General features: G+C 62.9%; 10 protein-coding genes. 4 read left to right on the forward strand and 6 right to left on the reverse strand.

The features are described from left to right. Window position 1: 1 nt before the first annotated feature. Both ACBG85_RS22710 and ACBG85_RS22715 read right to left on the reverse strand, forming a co-directional pair. Entirely contained in the window at window positions 2-1,246 is a 1,245-nt protein-coding gene (locus tag ACBG85_RS22710; RefSeq protein WP_007733914.1) for an aldolase/citrate lyase family protein, read from the reverse strand. 62 nt (window positions 1,247-1,308) lie between these two features. Further along, window positions 1,309-3,336 carry a CocE/NonD family hydrolase gene (locus tag ACBG85_RS22715; protein ID WP_372024962.1) on the reverse strand — a complete coding sequence of 676 codons (2,028 nt, stop codon included), beginning with the start codon at window positions 3,334-3,336 and terminating at the stop codon, window positions 1,309-1,311. A 140-nt stretch (window positions 3,337-3,476) separates the two neighbouring features. Here ACBG85_RS22715 and ACBG85_RS22720 point away from each other — a divergent pair, with 140 nt between their 5' ends. The 3 genes from ACBG85_RS22720 (at window position 3,477) to ACBG85_RS22730 (ending at window position 6,951) form a co-directional block, all read left to right on the forward strand. Continuing rightward, a complete protein-coding gene (locus ACBG85_RS22720; protein ID WP_193594984.1) occupies window positions 3,477-4,400 on the forward strand; it encodes a pseudouridine synthase in 924 nt (307 codons plus the stop codon). Between the two features lie 75 nt (window positions 4,401-4,475). Then, window positions 4,476-6,011 carry a CYTH and CHAD domain-containing protein gene (locus ACBG85_RS22725; RefSeq protein WP_007733905.1) on the forward strand — a complete coding sequence of 512 codons (1,536 nt, stop codon included), beginning with the start codon at window positions 4,476-4,478 and terminating at the stop codon, window positions 6,009-6,011. A gap of 49 nt (window positions 6,012-6,060) precedes the next feature. Beyond that, the gene (locus ACBG85_RS22730) at window positions 6,061-6,951 is read left to right on the forward strand and encodes a universal stress protein (protein ID WP_030535266.1); all 891 of its coding nucleotides are present in this window, start codon (window positions 6,061-6,063) and stop codon (window positions 6,949-6,951) included. Between the two features lie 54 nt (window positions 6,952-7,005). Here ACBG85_RS22730 and ACBG85_RS22735 read toward each other — a convergent pair whose 3' ends face one another. Beyond that, a complete protein-coding gene (locus ACBG85_RS22735; protein WP_007733901.1) occupies window positions 7,006-7,746 on the reverse strand; it encodes a VIT family protein in 741 nt (246 codons plus the stop codon). A 131-nt stretch (window positions 7,747-7,877) separates the two neighbouring features. On the opposite strand from ACBG85_RS22735, the gene ACBG85_RS22740 reads away from it, so the two are divergent. Further along, the gene (locus ACBG85_RS22740) at window positions 7,878-8,636 is read left to right on the forward strand and encodes an SDR family NAD(P)-dependent oxidoreductase (protein ID WP_007733899.1); all 759 of its coding nucleotides are present in this window, start codon (window positions 7,878-7,880) and stop codon (window positions 8,634-8,636) included. A 3-nt stretch (window positions 8,637-8,639) separates the two neighbouring features. On the opposite strand, the gene ACBG85_RS22745 is transcribed toward ACBG85_RS22740, so the two are convergent. The 3 genes from ACBG85_RS22745 to ACBG85_RS22755 form a co-directional block, all read right to left on the reverse strand. Further along, the gene (locus ACBG85_RS22745) at window positions 8,640-9,272 is read right to left on the reverse strand and encodes a TetR family transcriptional regulator (RefSeq protein ID WP_007733896.1); all 633 of its coding nucleotides are present in this window, start codon (window positions 9,270-9,272) and stop codon (window positions 8,640-8,642) included. 114 nt (window positions 9,273-9,386) lie between these two features. Continuing rightward, the gene (gene ftsW, locus ACBG85_RS22750) at window positions 9,387-10,763 is read right to left on the reverse strand and encodes a putative lipid II flippase FtsW (RefSeq protein ID WP_007733895.1); all 1,377 of its coding nucleotides are present in this window, start codon (window positions 10,761-10,763) and stop codon (window positions 9,387-9,389) included. Between the two features lie 224 nt (window positions 10,764-10,987). After that, on the reverse strand, window positions 10,988-12,349 hold the full coding sequence (locus ACBG85_RS22755; RefSeq protein WP_372027897.1) for an MFS transporter: 1,362 nt from the start codon (window positions 12,347-12,349) through the stop codon (window positions 10,988-10,990). Window positions 12,350-12,370 lie beyond the last annotated feature (21 nt).

The raw sequence follows: 12,370 nt of genomic DNA on the forward strand, positions 1-12,370 counted from the left end.
GTCAGTGTTCTCCTGTGATCGGTGTGGTGCGTCCTACGAGGTGACGGAGTGCGTTGGTGTCGGCGCTCGGGGCGAGTCGGAGAACTTCGGATTCCGGATAAGCCCCCGCGTCGAGCCCGCGCAGTACCACCGCTGCGAGCGCCTGGGCGGTTGCAGGTTCGTCCATCACGTCGCCACCTTGGCGCCCCAAGTACGACTGGATGCGCGGGGCAGCGGCGCCGAGCGCGTTGCGATAGAAGCCGAACGTGGCGAGCCAGCGGGTGACCAGATGCCCGGGGTGCATGTCCCACCCCTGGTAGTAACCGCGTTCCAGGGACCGCGTGACGAGGCGATGGTGCCGAGTGATCGCGTCGCGGATCGCCGTGGCGCTCCCGACAGGCGCGACCTGAGTCGACCCGTCGCACACCCAGACACCGGTCTGCGCGGCAGCAGCCAACATGACAGCCTTTGCGTGGTCTGCCACCGGATGTTCGAGCGACTGATGACGCGATGCAATTCCGCAAGCTGCACTGTAATCGTAAGTGCCGTAATGCAAACCGGTCAGACGACCGGCACCGCGATGGATGGCCTGAGCAACTGCCACCGTTCCGTCGGCCGCGATGACCGCCTGCGGGCTCTCGATCTGCAACTCGAACCGAAGCGAACCGAGCTCGAGTCCGTGCGCCTTCTCCAGCTCTTCGCAGAGCAACACCGTCGCCGTGACCTGCTCCACCGCGCGCAGTTTGGGAACGGTGAAGACAAATCCGTCCGGCACTCCGCCGGCCGCGTCGAGCACAAGCTCGAGCGTCCTGATCGAGCGCCGACGCTCACCGGCCGGCAACCCCTTGAACCTGATGCCACTCCAGTTCGGCCCGGCAGGATCAGCGCTGAGCGCGGCAAGCGTTTGTCCGGCCGACGTCGCTGCATCGTCTTCTTCTTCGTCGCTGCGGCGTCCGTACCCGTCCTCGAAATCGATCCGAAAGTCTTGGACCGGCTTGCGGCCGAGTTGAACTCGCACATCAGCGAGCGCATTCTCCGTGTCGAGATCGGCGAACACATGAGCATGGGAATCGAGAAGCGCGATCGCCTGCTCACCCCAGAGTCGAGGGGTGTCGACGGTTGCATCCGCGGCACTGACGTAAATCGTGTGCACGGGTTGGATCTCGTCACGGTTTCCCGGGTACTGCGCCGCGAGCCGCTCGTCCACCGGATCCAGAAGTCCGTCCAGACGATCGTGGACGGCGGCGGAGAGTCGGGATTCTGTCATCGGACGATCTTCTCAGAACGTCCGCGAGCCCGCAGGTTCTCACGCCGCCGATCCAATCCGAGTCAGCGGCCCCCGACGAACGGAACGTTGACGAAGCTCGGCCGGTCTGCAGCCAACTCGATGTGCTGCGGTTTGAGTTGGCTGTCGGCGAGCATCGGGCCGAGCGCCAGGTATCGCGGCACGCTGGCAGCGTAGACGTCGACGCGGAGCCGGTGCCCCGGTTGCAGCACTGCGTCCGTCGGGAGCATGTTGATGTCGACGGTGGTGACCTCACCGGGAACCACCGGCTGACGCGTGTCGATCGTCAGATAGTGGTGCGGTTCACTGTAGTCACCGTTGGCCGAGCGAGTGCTCTTCGAATCGTCGACTGCCCGCAGCGACGCAGTCAAAGCGCCGTTCGTGATCGGTGTCGATGTTCCGTCCGGTGCTACGTCGTTGACCGTCGCTGCCCAGAATCCGTCCGTCGCGTCCAAGACTGTCTCGAGATGGACGTTGATCGGGCCCGAGAGTGAGGTCGGCTCCGTCACTGCCTCACCGGTGAACGTCAGGCCCTCCGCTTCCTGGAATCGGGAATCCTTGGAACACGTCGCACCGAGCACCACGGAGATCCCGGCAGTTCCCTGAGTTCCGTCACCGGAGCAGAAGCCTCGCAGTCCTGGTGCGACTGTCAATCGCGCTGCGGCACTGGGCGGGTCATTCGTCAGCGAACCGTCATACGATGCGTGGGCGGCAGTACCGCTGGGCGCAGAGTTCAGATACATACGTTCGTAGCTCGCACCGGCTCGCGGGAACTGATCGTCCGTGATCCATCCGCCGCCTTGCTGGAACATCGTCACCGGACCGTAACGATCGATTCCGTTGTCGATGCCCTTGAGCCACTTGTCGAACCACGCACGTTCGAGCACGTCGAGGCGCGGCGGCACACCGTCCTTGCCGAATCCTCCACCGGGAGTGACGTGATAGCCGTTCCCCATGATCAACTGCTTCTGCCCGGGCGGCAGATCGATTCCGTTGTAGATCCGCGGCTCACTGTTGGCGAAGATGTCGTGCCAACCGCCGTAGACCATCGTCGGAACGGCGATGTTGCCGACGTCAGCGGCTCGGTCCTGATAGAACTGCCCGTCTTGCGCGACTTGCAGAGTCGACGGCGACACGTCCTCGATTCTCTGAGCCGTCATCGCTTGCACCAGTTCGGGAATCAGCGTTCCCGGATCCTCGAGGCGGCTCGCCAACCACAGGGGATCGAAGTTTCCTTGCAGGATGTCCTGAACGTTCGGGATGAGTTTGAGCCCGTTGACCGCGGTCAACCACAACGGCATGAACCCGACTCCGAGGCCGCCACCGGTTCCGACGATGTCGCGCAGCAGATCGTTGCCAGGTTCGACCGGGAAGATCGCCTTCAGTGCAGGTGGATTGTTGCTCGCCGCCTGCACCGAGTTGATCGCGGAGTACGAGATGCCCGCCATCCCTACTTTCCCGTCGGACCACCCCTGCTTGCTCATCCAGTCGATGACCTCGACCGAATCCTGTTGCTCGCGCTTACCGAGCACGTCCCAATTACCTTGGGAGAAGCCGGTTCCACGTGCGTCGACCACTACCTGCGTGTATCCGTTCTGGACCAGATCACGGTTGACGCCGAGAACCCTGGCGCCTCCGCCGGCGATGACGCCCGTCAACTCCGACACGCCGTCGAACGGCGCCGCGAGGTCGAGCGAGTTCGCAACGTCCATCAGCGTCTCACCGACCTGCGGGATCGACAGAGCTGAATCCACCAGTGTGTCCAGCAGTTTCGTGTACGGCGTGATGTTGAGGACCGATGGCGTCTTCGATTCCACGGCCCGCCCGGATGCATCCGCCGGTCGGTACACATTCGCTTGCAGAACTGTGCCGTCACTCATCGTGATGGGCACGTCCCACTCGATCGAGACCCCCGGATACTGCGGCGTCGCCTCCGTTGCCGCGAGCCAGGCCTGCCCGTCCGACCCTCCCGTCGGATCCGCAGAAGCGACGGCGCTCGGCACCGTCAATCCCACGACGCACAGCCCCACCGCAATCGTTGTCGACCTTCGACGTAGAAGTCGTGTCCTCACGAAAACCCCAATTTTCTGTTGTGATGACCCAGCCCTGCCCCCACGACAGTGACCGGTGTCACGAACTTACCGGATAGTAACTTCCGTCCCATATGTCGTCAATAGGTCTGAATGCCGACCGGACGGCTAGCTTTGAAGATGTGTCACGATCACCGCTTCCCGTCCGCGACGGCCTGAACCCCAGTCGCATCCGTCAGCCCGACGACGGCATGTGGACGACGACGCTCGACTACCTGCTCGAACGGTTCCCCCAGGACGCCGTCCGATTGCGGGAGAAGGTCGCAGCCGGGGAGGTCGTCGACGAGAAGGGTGTCGGAATCACCGAGACGAGCGCTTTTGCTCCCCGGCGGTTCGTCTACCTGTACCGCGACCCTCCCGTCGAAACGCGGGTGCCGTTCGAGATCGACGTCCTTTATCGGGACGAAAACATCTTGGTCGTGGACAAACCGCACTTCCTCGCGAGCACCCCCCGCGGGCGATACATCGCCGAGTCGGCACTGGTCCGATTGCGTCGGGACCTCGAACTACCGGAGCTGAGTCCAGCTCATCGCCTCGACCGCGTCACGGCGGGACTGCTGCTGTTCACCGTGCATCAGGCGGCCCGGCGCGACTACCAGACCATGTTCGCCGAGCGCCGCGTCGCCAAGGAGTACGAGGCCATCGCGCGTCACGACGCTCAGGTGAGCACCCCCGTGGTCGTGCGTAGTCGCATCGTGAAAGAACGCGGCGTGCTCAAGGCCGCGGAGATCGAGGGCGAACCCAACAGCGAGTCGCGGATCGAACTGATCGAAACGCGAGACGGCTTCGCGCGGTACCGGTTGACTCCCCATACCGGCAAGACCCATCAACTTCGGCTGCACATGACCTCGCTCGGGCTCCCGATCCACGGCGACAACTTCTATCCCGACTTCTACGACGTTGCCGCAGAAGATTATTCGAACCCGCTGCGCCTGCTGTCGAAGGTTCTCGAGTTCGAGGATCCGAAGACCGGCCGGCTGCAACGGTTCGAAAGTCGGCGGACCCTGTCCTGGCCGGACGAATCAGGCCGTGGCGACTCGCCGTAGGGACCCCGGACCCTTCCACTGCGCCTCCGATACCGGGAGGATGGAAGCGCAGACCGCACCGCAAGAGGAGACCAGATGAGCAAGACCGCCGTCGTACCCGAAGCCGTACGGGAGATCGAGCGCAAGTACGAGGCGCCGGCCGAGCAGGAAGTTCCCGCCTTGGGCGGACTTCCCGGTGTTGTCGGCGAACCGGTCCACGACTCGATACAGCTCTCTGCCACCTACTTCGACACCGCGGACTACCGGTTGCTGGCCGAGAAGATCACGCTGCGCAAGCGTGAGGGTGGCGACGACGCGGGGTGGCACATGAAACTTCCCGCAGGCCAGGACACTCGAACCGAAATCCAACTTCCCCCGGACGAGAGCACCGATGTGCCCTCGCCGCTGTCGAGTCTGATCCGGGCGATCATTCGCGGTCACGATCTGGTGCCGGTCGCCCTGATCATCACCGATCGGGAGCGCACCAGGCTCAACGGCGAAAACGGTGTGCTGCTTGCCGAAGTGGTCTCCGACACCGTCATCGCCTGCAAGGCAGACGGTTCCGGAGAGTCCACGTGGCAGGAAGTCGAGGTCGAACAAGGCGCAGGCGGGCAAGAGCTGGCCGATGCAATCGAGTCGGTTCTACTGGACGCCGGGCTGGAGCGCTCTGCGAGTCCGTCCAAACTCAAACGAGCACTGGGCACGTCGGTCACACCGTACGCCGGTCACGAGGTCACCTCGGGCAAGGCGTCGAATCCGCGGATTCTGTTGCGTAATTACCTCATCGAACAATTGCGCGCACTGGTCGCCGCGGATCTCGGCACGCGTCGGGCCGACGACGAAGCCGTTCACGACTTCCGGGTTGCGGCACGTCGCATCCGCAGCGCTCTGCAGTCGTACGCCGGCCACTCCCCCAAGACCGACGATCTCATCACGGATCTGCGGTGGATCGGTGGAAAGTTCGGTGACGCCCGCGACGTCGAGGTCCAGTGGGAGCGTCTTGTGGAACGCCTCGGCGAAATCGACGAGATGCCCGAGCGAGAAGCTGTGCGAGCTCGAATCGACGAGTTCTTCTCTGCACGTGGTGAAACCGCCCAGGAAACAGCCCTCGAGGCGCTCGATTCCGAGCGATACACCACGCTGCTCGATCGCCTCGACGAGTACGTCGGCGACCTCGAATTCGACACCGCCACCCACCGCGTCGGAAAGAAGGCATCGGCACGAGAGTTGGCCCATACCCTGCGGCACCTGGCACACAAGGTCGGTAAGCGGGTCGATCACGTCTTCGATGCCGATAGCCGCACCGAGCGTGACGAGCGAATGCACCGCGCCCGCAAGGGAGCCAAGCGGATGAAGTACGCGATCGAGGTCATGGAACCCGTGTCGAAGAGCCGAGCGAAGCGTGCACTGAAGCATTTCAGCCACTTCCAGGATGTTCTCGGCGAGCACCAGGATTCCGTTGTCGCCCAACATCATCTACTTGCAATGGCAGCCGAGCAGGAGCATACCTCGCTCACCAGTTTCGGATTGGGCATGGCCTACCGACGAGAACTGGAAATAGCCGACGGGCAATCGACCCTGCTACGCAAGACGTGGAAGGAAGCCGTGAAGTCAGCATCGTCACTCTGGTGACGTCGCTGTAACCAGTCGACCGATCTCGATCATTTCAGAGGGAGTAGACATGAACACACTTGCAGGACACCAGGATATCGTCGCCGGTATCGACGGATCCGAGGCCTCGACGGCGGCGGCCCGGTGGGCGGCCTCCGTCGCGAACGCGGTGAACTCACGGCTGATTCTGGCGCACGCCCTGCCGCAAGAGGGCCCGATCTACAGTCCCGCTGCGGTGATGTTGCAGTCACAGTTCCTCAGCCAGATCCGCGAAGACGGCGAAGCGATCGTCGATGCCGCCGCCACGGTGATTTCGGCCGAATTCCCCGAACTGACCATCGAATCCGAGATCGCGCCAGGGCCGGCGTCGACGCATATCCTCGAATCCTCGGGTACCGCACGCCTGATCGTGATGGGGTCGACCGGATCGGGCGCACTGCGCTCACGGCTGCTCGGATCGACCGCACTGAAGGTGGCCAATCATGCAACCTGTCCGGTCACCGTGTGGCGTGGTTCGGCGGAGAATCCCGGTCCGGATCAGCGTCCCGTCATCGTCGGAGTGGACGGAAGCGCGTTGAGCAAGAAGGCCGTCGAGTACGCGTTTCGTTATGCCGATCAGTTCGACGCGCCGCTCATCGCGGTCCACACCTGGCAGGGCTCGTCCACCTTCCGCGAAGGCGGAGCGGGAATCCTGATCGACTGGGAGGCTGTCGAGCAGGAGGAATCGGCGCTACTGGCGGAAAATCTAGCCGGTATGGCCGACCAGTACCCGGACGTGCCGGTCACCCGCATCAGTGAACCCGGTGCCGCTGCTCCCGTCATGCTCAAATACGCCGACGACGCACAGTTGATAGTTGTCGGAAGTCACGGCCGCAGTGCGATGGCGGGCGCCGTGATGGGCTCCACCAGCCAGAATCTGCTGCACCATGCGCCAGGGCCGGTCATGATCTGTCGCGCCTGAATTGCTGTGCGCCTTTATTAACCCCCCGCGGTTAATAAAGGCGCACAGCAGGGGTCAGGCGAGACCCGTGCCCACCAACTGACCTACTCCGTACGTCACGGCCATCGCCAGCGCGCCGCCGATCACCACGCGTAGCACCGCTCTGGTCTTGCGAGCTCCGCCGAGCGTCGCGCTGATCGTCCCGGTCAGCGCAAGTGCGATCAGCACCGCGAAAAATGCGATGGGGACGCGGATGCCTGTCGGCGGCACCAGAATTGCGACCAACGGGATCGCCGCGCCGATCGTGAACGAGATTGCCGACGAAATCGCTGCATGCCACGGATTGGTGAGATCGTCTGGATCGATACCCAATTCGACTTCTACGTGCGCCGCGAAGGCGTCGTGCTCGGTTAATTCTTCGGCGACGCGGCGGGCCGTCTCCGGACTCAATCCCTTGTTCTCGTAGATCTCGGTCAGTTCCTGAAGTTCAGCCTCCGGGGTCTCGAGGAGTTCCTTCTTCTCCTTCTGCAGGAGTGCGCGTTCGGTATCCCGCTGAGCGCTGACCGAGACGTACTCGCCCAACGCCATGGACACAGCGCCGGCAACCAGTCCAGCAAAACCGGCAGTGAAGATTGCTGAGCGCTCGGTTGTGGCTGCCGCAACACCGACCACGAGGCCTGCGGTCGAGACGATTCCGTCGTTTGCACCCAGAACACCTGCACGCAGCCAGTTCAGGCGATTGTTCAAACTCGGTGCGTGAGGTTCCGATTCCCCACCGGGCGCCCCGTCTGTCAACTGCACACTGTCTCCGGACATGGCAACAGATTAGGACGATCAGTCCGGTTGCGATAGCAATCTGAGCCTGTCCTTCGCGCACTGATATATTCCGATTGGCACCCCAACCAAGCATTTGTTAGGTTTGGAATCGGCAGACATCTGGAGGCATTGTGAGCGCAGTACGCACCGCTTTTGTCAGCGGCGGAACCGGTGGAATCGGGTCGGCGATCGCCCTGACCCTTGCCGAACGCGGACACGACGTCGCCTTCACCTACCGAAACAACAAGGGCGCTGCCGAGCAACTGAGCGAGCAGATTCGAGCGCATGGCGTGCGCGCCCACTCGTACTCTCTCGACTTGACCGACGAGTTGTCGATCAGCGCCGCCGTCAACGATGCGGTCGATGATCTGGGCACATTGACGACGCTGGTCCACGCTGCGGGACCGCACGTCCCGATGACGCACCTCTCACGTGTGACGCCGGCGTTCTTCACCGAACAACTCAACCAGGAGGCCGCGGCGTTCTTCACCCTCGTCCACACCGCCCTGCCTGCGCTGCGTGCATCCTCGGGTTCGGTGGTGGCGGTGACAACCGCGGCAACGGATCGCTTTCCCGTGCGCGACGGACTCTCCGCTGGCACCAAAGGGGCTGTCGAACAACTTGTTCGCGGATTCGCCGCAGAGGAAGGACGCTACGGCGTCCGGTTCAACGCTGTAGGACCAGGCATGTTGACGGACGGAATGGCGGAGCGCCTGATCAGCTCCGCCGAACTCGACCAAGGCGCGCTCGACGTGACGATGAGCCGAATCCCGTTGAAGCGCTTCGGATCAGCTGCCGACATCGCCGAAGCAGTATGTTTCCTCGCAAGCGACGCGGCCGGATTCATCAGCGGTCAGAAGCTCAACGTCGACGGTGGCTACACCGTCTGAGCGCTATCCGCCCAACTTGCGAAAGACCAGTCGCACGGCAAGTTCCAGGTGCGCCATCACCTCGTCCGTCGTCATCCGGCCCGCAACCCACGAGACGAGACTCGACATCCAGACGTCGTCGATCACCTTCACCGCGTCCAACTGCTGCTGCGAGACTTCCTCGACACCGATCGCCTTCGCGAACATCTCGGTCACGACCCCACCGAGCGCGTTGAGTTCCGGGGTCGCCGACGCGTCCGCGAACATGTACGCCCGAACCAACGCTTCGTAACGGAGGTGATCGGTCTCGAGGACCTCCGTATTCTTGCGCAGCACAAACAGAATCCGGTCCGACGGAGTCTCGCCCGGGATTACAAAGTCTTGGAATCTGTCACGCAAACCCTCGAACATCCACAACAATGCGACGACAAGCATGTGGTTCTTGGACGGGAAATACCGGTAAACAGTGCCGATCGCGACGCCGGCGCGATCGGCCACCGATCGCATCTGCACCGCGTCGTAGCCGCCTTCGGAGGCGGATTCCATTGCGGCGTCGACAATCCGGCGAAAACGCGCTCGCTGCGACGGCGTCGTACGACGTCCGGTCACCGAGCTACGTTCGACCACCGACTGGTCTGCCTTGTCGCCACCTGCCATGTCCACAACCCTTATTAGACGTCGTTTTGCCGACTCCCAATGTAGCCGCCCAACGCAATTGTCGGGTGCATGACTGCCCGCTTCCGAACTGCCCGCCAGTGGAACTGGCCCAGATCAGGAAGCGCGCCGCGGCCGATCGGATCGGCCGCGTCTACGTGGATCTTCCGACCAGTCGCGAGAGGGTGCGCGTCGGCCCGGAGCTGGAGCCCGGCGTCTGTCGGGTTGCGGCGCCCGTCGCTCCGGTCGGCGTTGCCCAGTTGGAGCAGGCTGGGCGCGGCGAGCTGGCGGCCTCCGTCGATCGGTCTGTGGCTTCTTGGCAATGCCGAACCGAGGCTTGCCGAAGACCAGCGGTATCCAACCGCGACCGCTGCTCTCGGCCGAGGCGACAGCCTCGGGCTCACGGAAGGCTGCGTGCGCGATGAGCCCGAACATCAGCAGGGTGGTGATCATCGACGTTCCGCCCGCCGAGATGAGCGGTAGTTGCAGACCGGTCACCGGAATCAGGCCGACGACGTAGGCGATGTTGATGAACGCCTGCACGACGATCAACGTCGTTGCCGTCGCTGTCATGACTTTGAGGAACGGATCAGTGGACCGTTTCGCGATCCGCAGCCCGACGATCAGAACCGCGGCAAAGAGAGCGACGACGATCAGCGCGCCGACCAGACCCAACTCTTCACCGATCACGGCAAAAATGAAGTCGTTGTGCGCCTGCGGGAGATAGCTCCATTTGGCGTCGGACTGTCCTAGACCGCGACCGAAGATGCCTCCGTTCGCCAGTGCGTACTTGGCCTGAGTGCTCTGGAAGTTCAAACCCTGCGGGTCGAGATCAGGATTGAGAAAAGCCTTGATGCGATCCGAGCGGTAACCAGCAGTAAGCCCGAGCACGAGAAATGCGACTGCGGAACCGAGTGTGAGGCTGATGAATGTCTTCATCCGGAACAGCCCGAACCACAGCACCGACATGAAGATGATGCCGATGGTGATGGTGGTTCCGAGGTCCTTCTCCAACACCACCAGAACCAGAACCAGCAACGTCGTACCGCCGATCACCGGCAGCGCGCGGTTGACGTCCATCCGCGCCTTCATGAACGACGCAACCGTCGCTGCGGACCAGATCGCCAGAGCAAGTTTGGCCAGCTCCGACGGCTGGAAGGAAATGCCCGCGATCACGAACCAGCTGCGAGCACCCATCTGTTCCGAGCCGATACCTGGAATCAGCACCAGGACAAGCAGAACAAGACACAGGATCAGCAGCCACGGGGACGCTCTACGCATCGTTTCGGTCGGCAACCGCACGACTGCCACGAACATCACCAAGCCGATCGCTGCGAACATGCACTGCGGCCAGAAGCGGGCGTAGGACGTCCCGGACAGAACATAGGATTCGACGCCCGAAGACGACAGCACCATCAGCAGTCCGAACGCGACGATCAGCACGACCAGACCGACGATCATATGGAAATCGAACAGAGGCCGATTGGTCCACATCGCCGTTCGAGCGCGGAAGGGTGTCGATGTGCGGTCACGTTTGTCCGACGCTCCACGGGGTGAGTTAACTGGCTCTCCACTCCCGCGACCGTTGGGCTTGTCTTCACTGCGACCGGTCACCACACAAGTATCGTCCCACGACTCCTAACCCATGGGTAACACAAGTCCCATGAGTCACACGGGCTCGGCCTCCCGAGGTCCATGTAGACCCACGAAATACCAGGTCACGTCCTTCGCCGGCGTCGGTCTGCCACCGCTCCCGCCAACGAGAGCGTCAACATGACCACGCAGACGGCAAGCGCGATCCCGAACGCACGTCCGTATCCGTCGGGCGACGATCCGAGCACACCGAGATACAACCCCGATACCGCGGCCAGCGAGATGGTCGCTGACAGGCGCTGAGACAGTTGAAGGAAACCCGCCGCAACACCGTTCGCGCCCGGCGGTGCATATTCGAGAGTCAGCACCCGATTGGGCGCGTCGACCAAACCGCTGGCAACTCCCGACAACACCGCCAGGACCACCAGCACCGGGATCAGATGTTCCCGCGGAATCAGATTGACCGCTGCGATGTAGCCGAGGATGACAAGGATCTCGCCGACTATGGCAAAAACCACTGCACTTCGGCCGAACCTGGCAACCAGCCGCCATCCGAAAGCCGACGTCAATGCCATCGCGAGTGAGCTACCGGTCATGATCAACGCCGCACTCAGCGGGGCGAAGCCCAAACCTTCGATCAGATAGAGGCTGAGCACCGCGTTGACGGCGAGGATGGATCCGAACCAGAAGAGTGCAACCGTCGTACCCAGTCGGAAGCCCCGTGAGGCGATCAACGACGGAAGCAGTACCGGCGTCCCGCCGCGCTCGGCGTACCGACGTTCCCAGAACCAGAAGGCAACGGCAGCGCCGAACGCACCGATCAGGAAAGCCGCGGCGACAGTAACACTGGTCCGGGTCACGATGGGCCACAACAGGAGCCCGGTCGTAGTCGCCAGCAGACACAGCCCAACCGGATCGATCGACGCGCCCGATCGGGTGGTTCGATCACGGCGCAGAAAGCGAAACGCCAGAATCAGTGTGATCAGAGCAAACGGCACGTTGAGAACGAGAAGCAACCGCCATCCGAAGTCGGCGTCGGAATACTTCAGCAGAACGCCACCGAGGATCGGTCCGGAAACGCCGGCCAGACCACCCGCGGTGCTGTACGCGCCCAACGCCTTCGCCCGAGCCTTTCCGGACACCCGGTCGGTGATGATTCCGAGCACCTGCGAACTGATGGTGCCTGCGCCGATCCCTTGCCCCAGCCGGGCCAACACGATCATCGACGGATCCGACGCACACGCTCCGAGGATTCCCATCACCGCGAAGATGCTCAGGCCCGCCAAGAACAAGCGTCGACGCCCGACGACGTCACCGAGTCGGCCCGCCGGCACCAGGGCCAAGCCGAAAGTCAGCGAATAGCTCGCAAGGATCCACTGCACCTCCGAGGTCGACGCGTCCAGCGACGCCCGGATCGACGGAACCCCGATTCCGAGCACCGCCGAATCGAGAAGGGTGGTGAAACCCGCAGCTACGCAGACGACGATTTCCCAGCGGACGGCCGAACC

It is taken from the genome of Rhodococcus sp. NyZ502 (assembly GCF_041464245.1).
Lineage (GTDB): Bacteria > Actinomycetota > Actinomycetes > Mycobacteriales > Mycobacteriaceae > Rhodococcus_F > Rhodococcus_F qingshengii.

Excerpts from the sequence above, each read along its gene's own strand:
- ACBG85_RS22735 (WP_007733901.1), bottom strand. The coding sequence starts at position 7,746 with ATGTCCGGAGACAGTGTGCAGTTGACAGACGGGGCGCCCGGTGGGGAA.
- ftsW (WP_007733895.1), bottom strand. The coding sequence starts at position 10,763 with ATGTGGACCAATCGGCCTCTGTTCGATTTCCATATGATCGTCGGTCTG.
- ACBG85_RS22725 (WP_007733905.1), top strand. The coding sequence starts at position 4,476 with ATGAGCAAGACCGCCGTCGTACCCGAAGCCGTACGGGAGATCGAGCGC.
- ACBG85_RS22730 (WP_030535266.1), top strand. The coding sequence starts at position 6,061 with ATGAACACACTTGCAGGACACCAGGATATCGTCGCCGGTATCGACGGA.
- ACBG85_RS22745 (WP_007733896.1), bottom strand. The coding sequence starts at position 9,272 with ATGGCAGGTGGCGACAAGGCAGACCAGTCGGTGGTCGAACGTAGCTCG.
- ACBG85_RS22710 (WP_007733914.1), bottom strand. The coding sequence starts at position 1,246 with ATGACAGAATCCCGACTCTCCGCCGCCGTCCACGATCGTCTGGACGGA.